Source organism: Bacteroides luhongzhouii (genome assembly GCF_009193295.2).
In the GTDB taxonomy this organism is placed as follows: Bacteria; Bacteroidota; Bacteroidia; order Bacteroidales; family Bacteroidaceae; genus Bacteroides; species Bacteroides luhongzhouii.
In genome coordinates, this window is the sequence record NZ_CP059973.1 from 2852936 (window position 1) to 2872841 (window position 19906).

The window sequence follows — 19906 nt, forward strand, 5'->3', positions numbered from 1 at the left end:
GAATGCTATGAGAGAACATTTAAAAATGACCTGGGTGGTCGCATCCTTACTGTGGGTGCTATTTCCTTTGGGGCAGACTGTGTCTGCACAAAGTAATTCGAAATTGACTCCTCTTATCCAGAATGTATATGGGAGGAAAACGATTTCATTGAATGGTACTTGGAACTATTTGTTAGACCAGTTGGAGGTGGGATATTATAATTATCGCCGTACGCCCGATCCTAACGGGTTCTTCAAAGATCCGCTAGTGGATAACATTACAGCTTACAAGGAATATGATTTTGATTCAGCACCAGTAATGGCAATTCCGGGAGACTGGAATACATGGGAAGACCGTTTCTTTTTTTATGAGGGAACGATGTGGTTTAAGCATAAATTTCTTTATAAAAAAGCGGATAATAGAGTTTTTCTTTATTTGGGAGCAGTGAATTATGAAGCAAAAGTTTATTTGAACGGTACAAAAGTCGGTGAACATATCGGTGGATACACACCCTTCAATATGGAAGTGACCGAACAAATAAAAGATGGAGAAAACTTCGTGGTAGTGAAAGTTGATAATAAACGTACTGCTGAAGGAGTGCCGACATTGAATTGTGACTGGTTTAATTTCGGTGGAATAACACGTGATGTTATGCTGGTGGAAGTTCCGCAGACATATATCAACAGTTATTATATACAGCTTAAGAAAGGCAGTAAAGACACATTGTCCGGTTATGTGAAGATAAACGGAACAGCAACTTCTGAAAAAGTACAATTGGAAATTCCCGAACTGAAAATAAAGAAGGAACTGATTACAGATGCTAACGGATACGCTTTTTTTGAAATAAAGGCAAAACCAATCTTATGGAGCACGGAAAAACCTTATTTGTATCAAGTGTCTTTGAGTACAAATACTGACAAAGTAGTAGATGAAATAGGTTTCCGTACAATTGAGACAAAAGGACGTCAGATTCTGCTCAATGGCAAACCGGTATTTCTGAAAGGAATCAGTATTCATGAGGAAGCTCCTTTCCGCTCCGGCCGTATTTGTTCGGAAGAGGAAGATCTGACACTGTTGAACTGGGCAAAAGAGCTTGGATGCAATTATGTCAGATTGGCACATTACCCTCACAATGAAAAGATGGTTCGTTTGGCCGAAAAGATGGGGTTAATGGTTTGGTCAGAGATTCCGGTTTACTGGACTATTCAATGGGAAAACGAGGATACCTATCAGAATGCCCACAACCAATTAATGGAAATGATTGAGAGGGATCAGAACCGGGCGGCGGTTATTATTTGGTCAATAGCCAATGAAACACCTCATGGAGATGCCCGTGACCGGTTCTTGTCTAATTTGGCAAAAGCAGCTCGTGAAAAGGATAACTCACGTTTATTAAGTATGGCGATGGAACGTTCGGATAAATCGGCTACGGTACTTTCCATTCAGGATAAGATGAGTGAATATGTAGATATAATTTCTTGTAACCAATATTTAGGATGGTATGATGGGTTGAATGAAAAAATTGATCGTGTACGTTGGGAGGTAGATTATGAAAAGCCTTTGATATTTAGCGAAATGGGTGGAGGTGCTGTTGCCGGTTATCACGGTGATAAAACGCAGATTTGGACCGAAGAGTATCAGGAGGAACTTTATAAAAAAACGTTGAAAATGATTGATGAACGGATGCCGCCGGTAGCAGGTATTTCTCCTTGGATATTGATGGACTTCCGTTCTCCGAGGCGATTGCTTCCACAGATTCAGGATGGATTTAATCGGAAAGGGTTGATATCTAATCGTGGGCAGAAAAAGAAGGCTTTCTATATACTTCAGGAGTGGTATAGAAATAAGTAGTAAGTATGTATTTTCTTTGATTAAATAACCAAAAGTAGTATTATGAAAAAAGTATCGTATGTATGTTCGTGCTCTTTCTCTCTGTTGCTGGCTGTGTTACCATTGCAACAGACCATGGGAGAACAGGTAAACAAGGCAGAGATGTTGGCTATACAGAATGTCCAGCAACAAGTGCGAAAAATTACCGGTCAGGTGGTGGATGACAAAACCGGTGATCCGTTAATAGGCGTGAATGTGAAAGTGAAAGGAACTACTACAGGAACAATAACAGACATAGACGGTCAGTTTACGTTGATGGTTACGGCTAAAAATCCGGTCATTATTGTTTCTTATATAGGATATTCACAGCAAGAACTGACTGCATCCGGAAGTCAATTGAATATAAAATTGAAAGAAGATGCGATGGCGTTGGATGAAGTCGTGGTAGTTGGATATGGTGTACAGAAAAAGAGTTTGGTGACAGGTGCTATTGCTTCCGTCAAGGGAAGTGAACTGGAAATGACTGGTATCATGCGTGCCGACGATGCTCTACAAGGAAAAACTCCGGGAGTGCAGATTATATCTAATAGCGGGCAGCCGGGAACTTCAACTTCCATTCGTATTCGCGGTGTCGGGACGAATGGTACGGCACAGCCTATCTATATAGTTGATGGAATGGCTGTAGGGGATATTGAATACTTGAATCCTGCGGATATTGAATCTATTGAAGTACTGAAGGATGCCGCATCATCAGCTATTTATGGAGCTCGTGGTGGTAATGGTGTAATCCTTGTAACTACAAAGAAAGGAAGTGAAGGTAAAACCTCGGTTACTGCCAATTTCTCTTATGGCATCCAAAATATAGCTAGAAAAATAGATGTTTTGAATGCGAAAGAATACTGTATTTTGCAAAATGAAGCGGCACAGAATGGCGGACAGCCATTGCCTTTTACAAATGAGCAAATAGCTAAGTATAACAAAGGTACCGATTGGCAAGAAGCCGTGCTTTATCGCAATGCTCCTACTATGCAGGCACAAGTTTCTCTTTCTGGCGGAGATAAAAACGGTTCTTTCCTGACTTCCGCTTCTTATTTCAATCAGGATGGTATTCTAGCTAAGGGAAAGTCAAATTTTAAACGTATTACTGTTAACTTGAATTCTGAACGTCGTTTCTTTGACGGGCATTTGAAAATTGGCGAGAACGTATCTATTTCTAAAGTAGATAGACAGTCTATTACCCAAAATAGCTTGACTGCCGGTCCATTGGTAAGTGCATTGAATATGGATCCATTAACTCCGGTCTATGATTCTAAAAACGACGACCCACTTTATGGTGGATTTGGTTCGTCGAAATATGTATCTCAAGAGATTGTTAACCCGGTTGCCCGAATCTATTTTTCACACGGAAACTCTAATTATTTTAAATTGATAGGGTCGGCTTTCGCTGAAATCAGCTTTCTGAAAGATTTTAAGTATCGCTTTTCTATCGGAACGGAGCGGACATGGAATGTTTCTTATGGTTATACCCCTTTATATCGGTTGAATTCCACTACTGGAAATACAGAACATAATGGAGCTAATCAAAGTATGTCAAATAACTGGTCTATGAATTATGAGAACGTGTTGAATTGGGGACATGTTTATGGATTGCATAATGTTTCGGCTTTGATCGGTACTAGTTATATAGATGAATCCGGTACGCGTGTTTCCGGTAGCCGTAATGATTTGATTATAGATGATCCGAAATATGCATGGGTGAGTATGGCAACTTCTTCATCCCAAGGAGCTTCAGGAGGTATGGATGATCCGCATCGCTTACTTTCATATTTTGGTCGTGCCAATTATTCGTATGACGATCGTTATATGATGACATTTACCATTCGTCGGGATGGATCTTCACGTTTCGGTCCCAATAACCGGTTTGGTACGTTTCCTTCGGTATCTGTCGGATGGAATTTGATGAATGAGCGTTTTATGTCGGGAGTGAAGTGGCTGGATGCCTTGAAACTGCGTGCAAGTTGGGGACGCAATGGTAATGAACGTATTGGTGATTTTCAATACATGTCCACAATATCGACTTATGGAATTGGATATATATTTGGAAGTCAGGTGGATGGACAATCTATATCTACAGGTGCAGCTCCCACTAAAGTGGAAAGCCCTGATTTGAAATGGGAAACGATTGAACAAACCAATATTGGTATAGATGCCGTCCTATTTGGCAGTTTGACTGTAAATCTGGATTATTACCGTAAAAACACAAAAGATTTGTTGTTAACTACTCCTACTCCGTTGTTTTTGGGTAACTCTTTCCCGACAACGAATGCGGGTGCGGTACGCAATGAAGGTTTTGAAGCATTTGTAAGCTATAAGAAGAAAATAGGTAAACTGAATATGACCGTAAGCGGTAATATGGCTTATAATAAAAATGAAGTAACTTATGTGGGTACGGATACAAAGGTAGTGACCGGCACATCAATGCAGGGGATGGTAGGAACGATCACTCGGATGGAAGAAGGGCATCCATTGGCTTATTTCTGGGGATATCGGACGTTAGGTATTTTCCAGAATCAAGATGAAGTAAATGCGTATGTTCATGTGAATGAGGATGGGACAAAACAATTGATTCAACCGGATGCTAAACCGGGAGATTTCCGTTTTCAGGATACTAATGGTGACGGACAGATTACCGATGACGACCGTCAGAATTTGGGTAATCCATATCCTGATTTTACGTATGGTTTCAATCTCAACCTGGAGTATAGAGGGTTCGATTTGACAATAAACACTAGTGGAACAGTTGGCAATAAGATTTTCAGTGTACTTCGTCGAATGGATTTGCCTGCATCCAATTATCCGTCTTGGGCTTTAGGGCGTTGGCATGGTGAAGGCACATCAAATACGATTCCGAGAGTAACTACCGAAGATAATAATGGTTCTTGGACGAAACCGTCGGATTTCCATGTAAAAGACGGAGACTACTTTAGGATAAGGAACATTATGTTGGGATATACAACGAAACGATTGAAGAATTACTACATCGAAAGTCTTCGTGTCTATGCTTCAGTCAACAATCTGTTTACATTCACCAAATATGACGGATATGATCCGGAGATTGGTGGCGGAGTAATGAGCACAGGTGTAGATAGTGGAGTATATCCACATCCGAGAACGATTTCTTTTGGTATTAATGTTACATTCTGATAAAGGATACGATTATGAAGAAAAATAATATATTTAAAATATCGATATTGGCTCTGACGTTGGGAGTGACAACGGCATGTGGCGATTTACTGGATTTAGAACCTCCAATGAAGCAAGTGACGGGTAATTTCTACCGTGATCAGAAGGATGCTTTTCAGGCTTTGACTTCTGCCTATAATATATTGTCTTGGAGTGCTCCTAGTACAGCGTCCGGTAGTCCGCAGAACTGTGCTTTCGAATTGGTTAGCGAAATTTTGGGTGACGCTTGTTATGCGGGTGGAGCGAATGCAAATGATATACCAGCTACGGTACGTATTGATCGTTTTGATATTCGTGTCAGCGATCCTGCTCCCGAAGCTCTGTGGAGTAAATATTTTACAGGAATCTATCGTGCAAATCAGTTGTTGGTGAAGATTGACCAGATTAAATTTGCCGATGAAGATTTGCGTACCCGCTATAAGGCAGAAGCATTATTCTTACGTGCTAATTATTATTTTGACTTGGTTCGTTTGTATGGAAATGTGCCTTTGATTTTGACTCCGCTAACTCCTGCCGACTATGCGCAACAGCAGGTGGCTCCGGAAGTGATCTACTCACAGATTGCGGAAGATTTGGTAACAGCTATCAATGCAAAGAATTCACAGGGGGAATATAGTCTTCCGGTATCTTCTATGCAGTTGGATGCGGCGGATAAAGGACGAGTTACTAAAGCAGCCGCTCAATCGTTGTTGGCGAGGGTTTGGTTATATTATACTGGATACTATAATCAGAATCAGTTGCCGGGAGTCAGTTCACAGGAGATGATTGGTTATGTAGAAGATGTAATAGAAAACAGTGGGCATGACCTGATGGCGGGCGCTTATGACAGGGCACAAATTGATGCGGCTAAGGCATCTCCTTTGTTTGCGGTAGCTAATAAGAATAATATAGAAGGAGTTTTTGAAATACAATATACCGATTTGTCTAAATGGGGTGATTGGAAGAACCGTCAAGGCTGTTTGGGCAACCAAGCCATCATACTTTGGGGGATGCGTGATGTTGGAGGAGCATATGCTGCTGGATGGTCTTTTGCTCCGGTAAGTAAAGTTTTGTTTGATCGTTTTGATCCTGCTGATCCGAGACGTTATGCAACATTTATCAATGCAGAAACTAAAGTCGGTGATAATGACGGAGAAGGTCTAAAGTATACTAAGGGATTCCAGAATACTGGATATTTCAATCGTAAATTTACTCCCCTCACTGCGAATAATGGACGTTATGGCGGTTCAAGAGAGTTGAATTACCGCAACAATTATCCGATGATTCGTTTTGCAGATGTACTGTTGATGGGAGCAGAACTGGAGTTACTTTATGGAGATAAGGCGAAAGCACTGAGTTATTATAAGCGAGTACGTGAGAGAGCGATGGGAGTAGGAAGTGTAACTATTTCTCAAAATCAGTTAACATTAGATTTGATTGATAAAGAACGCATATATGAGTTGTCTTTGGAAGGACATCGGTATTGGGATATTCTCCGTCGTGGTCAGGATTATGCGGAAAGAACATTGACTAATGGAGAGTTGAATGAATTTAAAGTGACATACAACAAGGAAAGAGCCGGATTATTCCCAATCCCTCAATATGATATAACTCAGTCGAAAGGGTCATTAAAACAGAATCCGGGATATTAACTATTAAAGAAGAAAAACTATGATAAGAAATAAATATGTATATATTGCCTTAGCTGTCATACCATTTTTTAGCAGCTGCTCTCCGGACGACCGGATGGGCTTGGAGGAACCTATTCAGGATTTGAAGATTATTGTTATTCCGGGAGAGCGACCTAACACATATACCTTCAAGACTACTCCTGCCGATGTAATCGGATTTTGGGATTTAGGTAATGGAGCTGTTGCCAACGGAGTAAGTTCCGTGGAAGGAGAATATCCTTTCCCCGGCAATTATTCGATAACATTGAAAGCCTTTGGACAAGGAGGACAGACTAATCCGGTTTCTATTACCCTTCCTGTGATAAAGAGTAATTATGATTTATTGAGTGATCCTATTTATGAAAAGTTGACGGGCGGAATTAATAATGAAGCCGGAAAAATTTGGGTTGTTGATTCTTTGCTTCCGGGACATCTGATTAAAAATCCCCAGAAAGGTGGGAATGGTGATTGGGCAGCTCAAATAGCCGGACATCTGAATCGTGCAAACAATAAAACCGGTGGTGGTATGTATGATGATGAGATCACTTTCAAGTTGACAGATAAGGACGGGCCGGCTTTTATTTATAAGAACAATGGTTCTTGTTGTGCTGCCTCCAATCCTATTTCAGCTGGTAATCCGGATGCTGGTGCGGGGCTCTATTCTTTGTTAGTCAAAGATCCTGCTTGGAGAACCACTCGGGCGGATAAGATTTCCGCTATATATCCCGGAGGTTGTGGTGATTATCTTGTCCAATGCACTCCCCCTGAAAAAATGACATGGACAATTGTAAAAGATGGTGCCGGTAATTATTCGCTTGTATTACCTAAAACGGCAGATGGCAATGGTGGTTTTCTCTTCTATTTTACAGACTGGAGTGCTTCCTATCAGATAAAGTCGATAACGGATGATAAGATGGTTGTTTGGAAGAGTTGTCTGGATGGTGCCACTCGTCAGATTGTGATGATACGTAAGGGCTGGATTGATCCGGAAGCGGCAACAGAGCCTGCCAATTAATTAACCTATAAAAATGATAGATATGAAAAATAAGATACTATTATATCTGCTGGGAATTATTCTGCTGGCAGGGTGTAGCAAGGATGAGGATAACCAATATATATCCTTTGCGCTGGATACCGAGCATAATAGCGTGGAAGGAAGTTTTGTGCAGGGAGCCGCATTGCTCCCCAATTGTCGGGCATCTATCTCTTATGTGAACGCCGTAGGCGGAACGGCCACTTTCAGTTCGGAAGAGGTAAATGGAATTTGTATTGAGAAGGTAACTTTACCTTTGGAAGGTAAAACGGGAACAGTGAAATTATCAATCACTGGTATTCCCGTTCAGTTGGGAATGATGTATTTACCTGTATTGGTAGAATATATGGGTAATAAATACGAGACGACGGTGTCTGTTGTAATCTTTGAAGACACAGATCCTTCCGGAAGTATCGAATTCCAAATGGAGACCGAACCGGTTGTCAATATGAAGTCGATAGTTGAGATTCCATTTACTGTGGTACCTACTATGGCTGCGGTGACAGCATCTGATATTCCGGGACTAACAGTAAAGATTACACAGGATTTGAATACCGGACAAGGTGTTCTTGTATTGACTCCTACTGCCGAATTGTTATCGGGAACATTGGAGATTACCGCTTCATTCGGAGCACGTACTCCGGTTGTGAAGGAAATCAGTGTAAATGCTTTTGCAGAAGGAGAGGGCACGGCGGAATCTCCTTATAAAATATCTGATGCCGACGGATTGAACAAATTGAAGTTTGGTTTGGATAAAGTGTTTATCCTTACGGATGATATAGAGGTAGAAGCAAACTGGACACCGGTAGGAACGACCGAAGCACCGTTCGTTGGAACTTTGAATGGAGATAATCATAAGATTATTTATCATATCAATGCACCGTCAAGTGATTCACAAGCTTTCTTTGGAGTTGTAGGCACTGGTGCAGAAGTGAAGAATCTGAATTTTGGCGGAGAAGTAACAGGACGTACTATCGTTGCCGGAGTGGCTGCCAGCAGTGCTGTGCCTTTGGAGAACTGTAATGCGGACGAGGTACTTGTCAAAGGAGAAAATAATCTTGCCGTATTGGTTGCTTCCGGTGATGAGAAAGACGAGCGTATTCTGACAATTGGCAAGAAATTTCCCACGTTGATAAATATCACTATAGGGGATACGTTCGCCAGTGAATTACTTGATGCTCTTCCAATGGATATATCTGTGAATGTATTGACAAATGAGACTAATGCGGATATTTCCTACAATGCCTCAAATGGAAAAATAACTGCTGATATTAGTAAGGGTGGTTTTGAAACAGGTGATATTACTGTTGAACTGAAACTGGCTCAGACCGGAAGTGGTGCGAATGTCGTATCATTGGCGAAAACAATAACGATTGCTTCGAAGAAGATGAATGAAGGTGGAGACGGTTCTGAAACTTCACCGTATATTGTGGCGGACGGGGAACAGTTGGCAACTATGATGACAAACGCTCCTTCAAGTTATATTGCTTTGCAGAATGATATTCAGTTGGCTGATGAATGGACTGTGTTAGGAGAATTTACAGGCGATTTGGATGGCAAGGGATATACTGTAACAGGGTTGAAGATAAACGCAACAACTGCTAATTCCGGATTTGTGAAAACAAATAAGGGTATTATCCACGACCTTAAATTTGTAGATGTAAATATTACCACCACACAATCTTTCGGAACAATAGCTGGAATAAATCAAGGAACAATTCGTGATATAGAAGTATCTGGTAAAATAGCTAGTACGCATACAGGTGATCTGCTGGGTGGTATTGTTGGAGATAATATTGCGCAGGGCGTTATTGAAAACTGTTATGTAAATTTGGATATGACAGCCATTTGCGGTATGGTTGGAGGAATTGCCGGTCGTAACAAAGGTACGGGGAGTGGTGCCATAGTACGTAATTGTACATCGGAAGGAACTTTGACTGTCACCGCTTCTAAAACACGTATCGCCGGTATTGTTGGGCGTGGTGAAGGACCGGACTTGATAAAGGGATGTCTTTCTTCAATGACAATTACCGCTACTACTTCCGGTGCTAATGGTGTTGGGGGAATTTTCGGAGCCAATAATAACGATAACATGAAGATTGAAGAGTGTATGTTTACCGGAACCGTAAAGAGTGGAAATGATGTCGGAGGTATTGCCGGAGTAGGAGTTAATGTGCGAAACTGTTTGGTTGAAAATGCCTCGGTAAGCAATACGGTAATCGGCTCTAACGGAAATGCAGCAGGCGTATGTGGTACTAATAAAAAGTATGCTACTAACTGTATTGTTCGTAATGCTGAAATATCCGGAATCGTTGGAACTGGTAAGGCTATTTCTGGAATTAATGGAAACTATCAGAATAACGGAACCACCAACGGCTGTGTGGTAGAGTCTGCTACAATAAAAGGTGCTAAGGTACAGCGCATTTCTGCTATCAATCCTGCAACTGTGAGCAGCAATCCGGGTGCTCCTTTGGCTAACAACTGGGTATGTAATGTTACACTTATCGACGGAAACAATGAAGATGTCAGTTCTTCCGCAACTGATGATGAGGCAGGCTTGGACGGTGGAAAAGTGACCTCGAGTCAGATAAACCAGTCATGGTATGAATCATTAGGTTTTGATATGACTGTTTGGGAATGGAAAGATGGAAAACTGTCTCTTAAGAATGTTGGTTATAAACGTAAATGAGAAGAATTATGAAAAGGATAAATAAGATATTTACATTCATGTGCATACTGATCTTGTTCAGTGCTTGCACCAAAGACCAAATGATTACTGACCTTACGGATGAAGATGGAACTACTACTTCTTCCAACAAGGCAACCATCTATAAACGTGGCTGCGGATTTAGCCTGGGCACAAGCACCGGACAATGGTGGGCTAATATCATCAACCTGAAAGCCAACTGGTATTATACATGGGGACTGACTGGCTGTCAGGACCCATACGCCCCGCAAAATGTAGAATTTGTTCCGATGTTTTGGGGACATACCAATGTAACCCAATCCAACATTGACATGGTGAATGATTTATATCGCCAGAAAAAGATATTCTATGTGCTTGGATTTAATGAACCGGATTTATCTTCTGAAGGGAATATGACCGTAGAACAGGCATTGGAAGACTGGAAGAAACTTTCGGACGGGCTTGACCCGGGTATAAAACTGGTAAGTCCGGCTGTATCCTGGCCCGGAGCTGCATGGTTCAATGACTTTATGAAAGGTGTGCAAAGCCAGAATCTGCGAATGGATTATATTGCCCTTCATATTTATATGGGGCAATCTCCCAAAACGTATGCTGATCAGGTAAAGAAAATTTTCTCTACTTATGGCAAGAAGATTTGGATTACAGAGTTTGCGCCTAGAGATGACAGTGCGACTTCCGGAAAGCCTGAAACCAATAAAGTTTCGGAAGAGTGGATTCGTAATCATTTTATAGAGCCGGTACTGACAGATTATGAGAATATGGATGAAGTCTTTCGTTATGCCTGGTTCAGCGGAAGCCCGACAATGGCAGGTCTGTGGACTTCAATGTTAGTTGATAAAGATGGTAAACTGACTTCTTTGGGAGATTATTATGCAACGATTCATCCGAATGACGATGCTGCTCCTGCCAATGGAATGACAATGCCACAATGATGCTGTATATGAGAATAAAGACATTTGTACTTGCAATGAGTTGTTTCACCCTGACCGTTTTTGGTCAGGGTAACAATTCTGTTGAGAAGAGAATTGACGAACTGGTTTCGCAAATGACTTTGCAGGAAAAGATTGGGCAGATGAACCAATTGACAGGCATGGGACTTTCAAAAAATATGAAAGAGTCTGTCAAGACTGGTAAAGTCGGAACGATCCTGAATGAATTGAATGTAGAGGTGGTGAACGAACTTCAGCGTATTGCCGTAGAAGAGAGTCGTTTGCATATTCCTTTGATCATAGCTCGTGATGTTATTCACGGATTTAAGACTATTTTCCCCATTCCTTTGGGACAAGCTGCTTCATGGAATCCGGAGATAGCGGAAGAAGGTGCACGAGTTGCCGCTTTGGAGGCAAGTGCTACGGGAATTCGGTGGACATTCGCTCCTATGATAGATATCTCACGTGATCCACGATGGGGACGTATCGCCGAGTCTTGTGGAGAAGATCCTTACTTGACTTCTATCATGGGAGTAGCCATGGTAAAAGGTTTTCAAGGGACAGACTTATCGGCTCCTACAAGCATTGCTGCTTGCGCTAAACATTTCGCTGCTTATGGAGCGTCCGAATCCGGTAAAGATTATAATACAACTTGGATTCCGGAACTTTTGCTTCGGGATGTATATTTACCACCGTTTGAAGCGGTAGCAAAAGCAGGAGCGGCAACTTTTATGTGTTCCTTCAATGATATAAATGGTATTCCTTCCTCCGGGAACGCTTATCTGAACCATCAGATATTGCGTAACGAATGGAATTACGACGGGGTTCTAGTCAGTGATTGGGGATCTATTCAGCAAATGATTCCTCATGGTTTCTGTACCGATTTAAAGGATGCGGCGATGAAAGCGGCCAATGCATCGGTGGATATTGATATGATGGGATATGCATATACTAAACATCTGGAAGAATTGGTGAGAAGTGGACAAGTGAGTGAGAAAACTGTGGATGAGGCTGTTCGTAACATTCTTCGTCTGAAGTTCAGGCTAGGATTATTTGATAATCCTTATACAAAAGTTGAGAAGAAGTTACCTTATTATACAGACGAATCGTTGGCTAAAGCAAAACAGGCTGCTGCGGAAGGCGCTGTGTTGTTGAAAAACAATGGAGTGTTACCATTGAAGAAGGAAATAAAAACGATTGCTGTGATAGGTCCGTTGGCGGATGCTCCAGCTGATCAATTGGGCACATGGTGCTTTGATGCGGAACCAGAACATGCTGTCACGCCATTGGCGGCTTTACGCAATTTATATGGCGGGCAAGTGAAAATAATAGCAGAACGAGGATTACAATATAGTCGTGATAGCAGTGAAGAGGGGATTGCAAAAGCTGTAAAAGTGGCAGAACAAGCTGATGTTGTTCTAGCTTTTATGGGTGAAGAAGCTATCTTGTCCGGTGAAGCGCGTTGCAGGGCGGATATTGATTTGCCAGGTAAGCAAACGGAGTTATTGGCTGCTTTGAAACAGACGGGAAAGCCTGTGGTTATGGTAGTAATGGCGGGGCGTCCTTTAACGATTACCCGGGAGACAGAAATGGCAGATGCCATTCTGTATGCTTTCCATGGTGGTACAATGGCGGGACCTGCTTTGGCTGATTTGATATTTGGTAAACTTATTCCTTCGGGAAAACTTCCTGTGACTATCCCGCGTATGGTAGGACAAATTCCTATTTATTATGCGCATAAAAACACAGGACGTCCGGCAAGTAATATAACCTTAATGGATGATATTGAAATCGGAGCAAAACAAACGTCCATCGGTTTCACTAGTTATCATTTGGATGCTGGGGATAAGCCATTGTTTCCTTTCGGATATGGATTGTCTTATACGACGTTCCAATATAGCGATGTAAAACTCTCTTCGGAGAAGTTGAAACAAGGTGATAAGTTAATTGTCACTTGTAATATTACGAATGTAGGAGACTATGATGCCAGTGAGGTGGTACAGCTTTATGTCTGTGATCGAGTAGCTTCTTTAATTCGTCCGGTTCGTGAATTGAAAGGATTCAAAAAGGTATTTATGAAAGCAGGAGAAACTCATACAGTCAGTTTTCAACTTTCTTCTTCTGATTTGGCGTTTTGGCATGATGCGAAAGTGAAGAAAGCAGAAGCAGGAGAGTTCCTTGTTTGGGTATCTACCGATAGTCAGACAGGGACACCTGTTCGTTTCCTTTATGAAGAGTAACTGATCACTTGAACTCAAGCTACAATGTGTTTCATTCGGTTTTTATTGTCAATCTGTCAGGATAATGATTAATCCACTGATTATCAGTGAATATATGGCTGACAATAGATGCTGATAATAGGCTGACAAATAGGAAATAAGATTTCTATTGTCAGCCTGTTTTTTGCTTTTTAATAACTGAACTGTTTGATAAATAAGTGGTTATGTGGTTTGGAGTAGTAGTGCTTTCTTATTAATATGTACTGTACCTATGTATATCTTTGTGTTGTATTAAAAATCTCAAAATAGAAAGTAGTTGGTCATTCGTTAGATAATTGCCTTCTGCCTCTTTGTCCATTCTGGCCAAATATGGATTGAGTGGATAAATGAAGGACTTAAAAGTAAAATACATAGTATTAGTGTGGAAATATTAAGGTATGAATTCGCTTCATTTATAGTGCCTTATTTTACAAGTTCAATTTTTTCTTGAGTTGCTTAATTTTTCTAAAAGTTTGTGCCTCTTTCGGGGACAAAAATCCCAGTCTTTTTCTTGGTCTTTGATTAATTTCCAATGTCATTTCCTCTATATATTGGTGTGTAATATATTCGAACGAAATTCCTTTCGGTATATATTGCCTGATTAATCCATTTAAATTTTCATTTGCTCCTCTTTCCCATGGGTGATGTGGTTTTGCAAAGTAAAAATCTATACCTAATTCTTTCGTAATATATTGGTGGTCTGCAAATTCGTATCTTTGTCCTTCGGTTAATTGTTTCATCATGCGACTGATTTGGTAGGAGATTGAGGGAGCAAGATAGAAACTTTATTCCAAGGGAGAAGCAAGATGAAGAGTTTTTTCATCCGCTTCTCTCTAAAAATAGTTTTCTACACGATCTTCTCACTCAACTGTCGCATTTATAACTTGAACTTAGGCTGTTAAGAACCAAGATTTTTTTATTTCATTTCTCATATTCTCATTGTTTTTGATAAACGAAAGATAATCAAATAGATATCTTATGAGAAATACTTTTTAAAACGGGATTTCTCATAAGTTTCCCCATATTTTAGCTCAAAATCTGCCTTATTCTCATAGTGTTTCAGGGTATTTCTCATAGTCAAAAGCCATTCGTCCTTCCTTTTTTCTTTCGACTTACCTTATTCTTATCAGGAAATGAAGCTACTATTTAGATAAAATAGTGGCTTTTTGCTTGAAGATGCTCATTAGTTTCAATTGTCCCATATATTGTGGGAAAGTATTCCCATATATTGAAGGAAAACTTTCCTGCAAAATGAGGGAATCCTTTCCCAAGCTGTTGGGAATCTTTTCCCACAATATATGGGACTAAGACACTGTATATGGAAATAAGCAAAAGGAATACATGGTTCTATTTATTCAATGCCTGTTTCCGGCACACTACACTATGAGAAATACCCTGAAACACTATGAGAATAAGGTCTATTTTGAGCTAAAATATGGAAAACTTATGAGAAATGCCGTTTTTTAAAAGTGTTTCTCATAAGATATCTATTTGATTATCTTTCGTTTATCAAAAACAATGAGAATATGAGAAATGAAAATGAAAAATCGCTTGCAGGGAGCACGGGATAGATTGTATTTAGTTCATTTTTTGTACCAATAATGAGTCTGTTCATATCTCAAATTCAGTTTCATTTATTTTTTGTTGATCGTTTGTATCGTCCGGCATACCTTTCCGTTTTTATCCACACCTTCTATGATAATATCCTCCGGTGCAGTGCTGTCCGGAGTATAATATTCTATAGTTGCTTTTCCGTCTGCATCTAGTTGTAAGGATGGATTCCAGTAGATAGTGCTTCGTAAATCCGAGCGTTGATCGTTCTTTTTCTCGGGAGTATCATAAGTCGGTTGATAGAACTCTACTGAATCGCTATATCCCAATGGAGTACATGTGATAATGCCCTGTGCCGGTCTTGCCGGAAGATCCTTGCCGTCTTTCAGTGTGATGACAATAGCACCTGCTGAACCTCGGGAACCTAATATCGCTGCGTCAGCACCGCGAAGAAGGCTCAAACTGGACATGTCACTGGTTTGAATCATGGTCAATATGTCGTTGTCGTCTTCATAGACAACATCATCAATGACGATGACGGGTTGTTCGGGATTGTTGCGGATATGTATTTCGTTTCCGTTTGTCACACTGACCCCTGGAAGCCTGCTGACTGCATCAAAGGCTGTTTGTGCCCCGAATCCTTCAAGCCTTTCTCCTTCGATAGTGTAGGTGTTTATTCCTCCTGTATAAATACTTTCCGAGCTGGCTTTCTTGCGATTTCCTGTAACCACCACCTCTTTCAGGTTGTATACTCTCATCCCGCCTTCCATATAATACTGGTCGCGGGTATTAAGCAAATAATCTTCCATGAAAGTGGTGGTTCCGTCATAGAAAGGAGACTTGTGTGAGGCAACCGGATATGGAGGAGTATCAATCACAATATCCACTCCGGCGAATCCTCTTTTGGTGCGTGCCTGAACCAGGAAAGTCGTACTATCTCTGAAAGAGGTATTGGCGATAAATTCTCCCTTGTCATTTGTGGTAGTAGTGATAACGATGTTTCTTTTTGGGGCCAAAATACAAATAGGACCTTGTTTTACATTGCCTCCAAAGAATCCCTTGATACGTCCGCTGATAGTTTGTCCCTTTTCTATATAGTTGGTAAGGTTTAATGAAGGCGAAGTCAGTACATTCCGGATATGGTGTCTTCGCCATCCGTGCGTCATCATCAAGAAGTCTATCGTGCGGAGAGTACGCAGGTCTTGCTGAAGAACATAATACCCCGGATTTTCTACATATCCTTTCAAATCTGAAGTTAGTAGAAGATTGGATATGATATTATCTGCAAGCGAGTCCGATTGTATGCTTCTTCTGTCTGTAATGCTGACGGAGAAACTACCTTCTACCGGAGTTCCATTATCATCCTTTGCTGAAATTTGCAAGGAAACCTTTTCTCTTTTCCCGTATGTCGGCTTATCCGCAAGAATTTGCCATTGATGTGGATTCCGGTCGGGTACGAAAACTAAACGTTCACTAAGTGCGTTTCCCTGTTGGTCAATTAACATAAAATGGGTGATACCTGCGTTGAATAAACTGTCATTCATTTTTCCAAAAGTTCTGTTGGCACTGACTGGTTGCAGGATTGCCAGCTTCCCACGAGTGTGTGCAATCAAGAATAACTTTTGAGGCCACTGGGTAGCTTCTGTTTTTTGGATTTCGTAGCGTATTTCCTTTTTGTAATGCGTCATGGAAAGAGTGATTCCTTTTTCTTCTGCGGCCGGAAGATCAAATCGCTTGGTAATGCCGTCACTAGATTTGGCAATCACATAATAGGAATTCCCTGCAATCGGATTCAAGGTGAAAACTCCCATACCATCATGCTCCGAGCGAAAAGCAGTTAAGGTGTCTCCTTTTGCATCGAACAGAAATCCTTCTATTTCTGTGGAAAAACCATCCGATCCTTGAGCCTTGAAAGCAATATTCTGATGAGCAACGGTCAAGAGAGCTCCACCTTCCGGGAAGAACTTAACATCAAAGTCTTTTGTAAATGAAGGCAGATAGAAAGTTCTCTTATAAATATATTGAGGGTCGTCAAATTCTACTTCAATGTGGCGCGTGGCAATAGGCTTCAGATCCGGCAGGGAAATAGAAATCATCCCATTCTCGTCTGTCTTTCTTTTACCTTTGTCTTTAATCTTCCCATTTTCAATGTAGCGGTAGCGGATGGCGGTATTTTCGAAAGCCTCTTGGGTATTGCTGGTAAATTTTATCTTGGCTGTATAATGTGATTCGTCTTCTTGCTGATACTCAATGTTTGAAACAATCGTGTTGTCAATCGAATTACCGATTTTCAGATTACGTGAATAAAAGAATTCCGGTTCCTGATTAAGCATCCAGTTGCTATATCCCCGCAAATAATAATCACCTGCCGGGAGAGTGGGAGGGAGCGTGAAAGCGTTATGAAAACCCAGTGAATCTCTACGAATCTTCTTGCGTTCTACGATAGAGTCGGAACGGTTGACAAGCTCCGTAATGATGAAGTTACTTTGCGTATTGTCTTGATGGGTAACAGAGTTTACCAGATATCCCTTAAACCATATTTTTTCTCCTGCCCCATAAAATGGCTTGTCCAGATGTAAGTACAGCTTCTCTTGTGGAACTTTTTCCAGTAGATTAAAATACGCAATAATGGTATCTTGTACGTTTTGTCCCGACAATGGGGCAAAACAGAACAGTATTCCGAAAAAGAAAGCTGTTAAGCCTCTATGGATAGAAAATGTAGTTTTGTTTTTCATACGGTATGTGTTTGATGCTACCTCTATGATTTGTGCATCCAGATCGAAAGCACTTTCCTTTTTACTGCCAGTATGTTAATCACCGATACGGCGATGAATAATAGAACGCCCATGCTGATAGCTGCCCATAATGATCCTGTTTCCAGTTGTGGAAATAACAATCGGATGCTGTCTATGTAGTAACTGCGTAGCCAGGAGACTAATCCGATGGATAATGTGAGTACGATAACATTCAGTCCTACCGTGAGCAACTGATAAGGCAATGCTACCTTGTTGGGACTGTACCCGATTAATAACAGACTCTCCAGCTTAGTCGTATTTTTCTGCAAGAGCAAGAAAATGCTCAACATCAGGATATAGAATGAAAGAATACTGATAAATAAACCTACTCCCAATACAATGCCTACGATAAGACGGAGGAAATAAGTCGTTTTTCCGGCATCCAGCTTGCCGTCTTCCGTTTCATATCCTTTCTTTTGAAAATAACTGGCGATGGCTGAATCAGCCGGATTGCTCACTTCGATAATCAACCGCGCCGGCTGCGCTTCTGCATTCGGTGCGAAATTCTCATTAGCCCATTTCATGAAAGACTGGGGAACAAGAATCGTATTCAGACGATTGGAGAAGCCGACGATGTTTCCTTTGTACTGTTCCACCCGTCCGTTTCCACGCATCATAATATCCATTTGAATCAGTCCCATTAGTCCTTCCGAGAGCTTGGGGAGACTGCGGCTCTGTGCAAAGCCGAAGTTATAAAGGTTCAGATAGTTGCGGGGAATAATAATGGGGATGGTATGCGTGCTTTCGTCGAAGTGCCATTTGTCGAGTTTGATGTCGACAAACTCATCAGGAACAGATTCAAAGAACATATCTGTGGAAAGATGAATACCGGCTTCCTGCATGCCCAACCCTGCCGATACTTTGAATTGAGAAGGAGTGAAGGCGCCTATTGTTTTGGTGAACGGTTGTTTCTTCAAATCCGCAATATCTTCGGCAGAAAACGTATTACTCTTTCCGGCAAAAGAACCGAGTGTACTGATTTTCTTTGTAGCTATGATGAAATCCTTTTTCATAAAGCTGTCTCCTTCGGTGAATACCGGAATGACATCTTTATAAAACTGCACACTAAGCAATACAATCATCATGCCGAATAGATTGGCTAAAAAGAAACCGGCTAGTTGACCGATACTGATATGTTGGCGGAGGAGTTTCCAGACAAGAGTTGGCATTTTATTTACGATTTTACAATTTACGATTTGAAATGTTGCAGTGAAAAGAAACCGATGATTTTCTCACTTATCATTTCCCGCTCATTCTTTGTTATTTATCACTTGTTACAGTTGAAGTATATGGTTATAAGGCAATTCGATATGTTTACCGATGGAGGTTGCGATTACTCCTGCCCCTTGCGCCTTTGCCTCGGCAATGATAAGTTCGCCCATGATGCGGCTGTTATCATCATCCAGGTGGCTGATCGGTTCGTCCAGAAATAAAAAATCGAACGGCTGGCAGAGTGCCCGGATAAAGGCGACACGTTGCTGCTGTCCGAAAGATAGCTTGCCGGCTTTTACATTAATTTTATCTGCGATACCCAGTCGCTCGAAGAATGATAAGATTTCTTTTTTCTTTTTGCATCCGGTAAGGTTATTCTTCAATTGCACATTTTCAAGAGCGGTCAGTTCTGTGAAGATGCGTAAATCTTGAAAAAGCATACTTAGTGAATGCTTTCTTAGGTCGACCCATTGCTTCACGGAGTATGCTTTGATATTGGTTTCATCGAAATTAATAATCCCCTGATAGTCGTTGCGATAACCGTAGATATAGCTGCACAACGAAGATTTGCCGGTGCCGGAAGCAGCTTCAATCAGATACATTTCTTCTTTCCGGAAGATAAGATCCTGATGCCATACATCCGAAGTCACCGAATTACGGTCAGCAAACACTTGGGGAAGTGTTTGCTGCAGGTGAATACTATTCATACCGTTTGTTTA

10 protein-coding genes and 1 pseudogene are annotated in these 19906 nt (G+C 41.1%); 7 read left to right on the forward strand and 4 right to left on the reverse strand.

The window, feature by feature from the left end; genetic code table 11:
• Nucleotides 1-7: 7 nt before the first annotated feature.
• Genes GD631_RS10200 through bglX form a run of 7 tightly spaced genes read left to right on the forward strand, consistent with a single transcriptional unit; the run spans nucleotide 8 to nucleotide 13611 of the window.
• On the forward strand, nucleotides 8-1831 hold the full coding sequence (locus tag GD631_RS10200; protein WP_223225821.1) for a glycoside hydrolase family 2 protein: 1824 nt from the start codon (nucleotides 8-10) through the stop codon (nucleotides 1829-1831).
• Between the two features lie 42 nt (nucleotides 1832-1873).
• Complete coding sequence (locus GD631_RS10205; RefSeq protein WP_223225822.1) at nucleotides 1874-5014, forward strand: SusC/RagA family TonB-linked outer membrane protein; 3141 nt, start codon at nucleotides 1874-1876, stop codon at nucleotides 5012-5014.
• A gap of 14 nt (nucleotides 5015-5028) precedes the next feature.
• The gene (locus GD631_RS10210; RefSeq protein ID WP_143258117.1) at nucleotides 5029-6684 is read left to right on the forward strand and encodes a RagB/SusD family nutrient uptake outer membrane protein; all 1656 of its coding nucleotides are present in this window, start codon (nucleotides 5029-5031) and stop codon (nucleotides 6682-6684) included.
• Between the two features lie 19 nt (nucleotides 6685-6703).
• On the forward strand, nucleotides 6704-7717 hold the full coding sequence (locus GD631_RS10215) for a PKD domain-containing protein (protein ID WP_143258118.1): 1014 nt from the start codon (nucleotides 6704-6706) through the stop codon (nucleotides 7715-7717).
• A 22-nt stretch (nucleotides 7718-7739) separates the two neighbouring features.
• The gene (locus GD631_RS10220) at nucleotides 7740-10424 is read left to right on the forward strand and encodes a M26 family metallopeptidase (RefSeq protein ID WP_143258119.1); all 2685 of its coding nucleotides are present in this window, start codon (nucleotides 7740-7742) and stop codon (nucleotides 10422-10424) included.
• An 8-nt stretch (nucleotides 10425-10432) separates the two neighbouring features.
• Nucleotides 10433-11374 carry a glycosyl hydrolase gene (locus GD631_RS10225; RefSeq protein WP_223225823.1) on the forward strand — a complete coding sequence of 314 codons (942 nt, stop codon included), beginning with the start codon at nucleotides 10433-10435 and terminating at the stop codon, nucleotides 11372-11374.
• Nucleotides 11375-11382: 8 nt separating this feature from the next.
• On the forward strand, nucleotides 11383-13611 hold the full coding sequence (bglX, locus tag GD631_RS10230; protein WP_370511894.1) for a beta-glucosidase BglX: 2229 nt from the start codon (nucleotides 11383-11385) through the stop codon (nucleotides 13609-13611).
• Between the two features lie 446 nt (nucleotides 13612-14057).
• Here the strand turns inward: bglX and GD631_RS10235 are convergent.
• The 4 genes and pseudogenes from GD631_RS10235 to GD631_RS10250 all read right to left on the reverse strand — a co-directional run.
• A pseudogene (locus GD631_RS10235) lies at nucleotides 14058-14342 on the reverse strand (IS30 family transposase); the annotation flags it as partial.
• 921 nt (nucleotides 14343-15263) lie between these two features.
• Nucleotides 15264-17915 carry a TonB-dependent receptor plug domain-containing protein gene (locus GD631_RS10240; RefSeq protein WP_143258120.1) on the reverse strand — a complete coding sequence of 884 codons (2652 nt, stop codon included), beginning with the start codon at nucleotides 17913-17915 and terminating at the stop codon, nucleotides 15264-15266.
• Nucleotides 17916-17938: 23 nt separating this feature from the next.
• Nucleotides 17939-19144, reverse strand: a complete 1206-nt coding sequence (locus tag GD631_RS10245) for a transporter (RefSeq protein WP_143258121.1) — start codon at nucleotides 19142-19144, stop codon at nucleotides 17939-17941.
• Between the two features lie 105 nt (nucleotides 19145-19249).
• Entirely contained in the window at nucleotides 19250-19894 is a 645-nt protein-coding gene (locus tag GD631_RS10250) for an ATP-binding cassette domain-containing protein (RefSeq protein ID WP_143258122.1), read from the reverse strand.
• Nucleotides 19895-19906: the final 12 nt, after the last annotated feature.

Excerpts from the sequence above, each read along its gene's own strand:
- GD631_RS10200 (WP_223225821.1), top strand. The coding sequence starts at position 8 with ATGAGAGAACATTTAAAAATGACCTGGGTGGTCGCATCCTTACTGTGG.
- GD631_RS10205 (WP_223225822.1), top strand. The coding sequence starts at position 1,874 with ATGAAAAAAGTATCGTATGTATGTTCGTGCTCTTTCTCTCTGTTGCTG.
- GD631_RS10210 (WP_143258117.1), top strand. The coding sequence starts at position 5,029 with ATGAAGAAAAATAATATATTTAAAATATCGATATTGGCTCTGACGTTG.
- GD631_RS10215 (WP_143258118.1), top strand. The coding sequence starts at position 6,704 with ATGATAAGAAATAAATATGTATATATTGCCTTAGCTGTCATACCATTT.
- GD631_RS10220 (WP_143258119.1), top strand. The coding sequence starts at position 7,740 with ATGAAAAATAAGATACTATTATATCTGCTGGGAATTATTCTGCTGGCA.
- GD631_RS10225 (WP_223225823.1), top strand. The coding sequence starts at position 10,433 with ATGAAAAGGATAAATAAGATATTTACATTCATGTGCATACTGATCTTG.
- bglX (WP_370511894.1), top strand. The coding sequence starts at position 11,383 with ATGAGAATAAAGACATTTGTACTTGCAATGAGTTGTTTCACCCTGACC.
- GD631_RS10240 (WP_143258120.1), bottom strand. The coding sequence starts at position 17,915 with ATGAAAAACAAAACTACATTTTCTATCCATAGAGGCTTAACAGCTTTC.
- GD631_RS10245 (WP_143258121.1), bottom strand. The coding sequence starts at position 19,144 with ATGCCAACTCTTGTCTGGAAACTCCTCCGCCAACATATCAGTATCGGT.
- GD631_RS10250 (WP_143258122.1), bottom strand. The coding sequence starts at position 19,894 with ATGAATAGTATTCACCTGCAGCAAACACTTCCCCAAGTGTTTGCTGAC.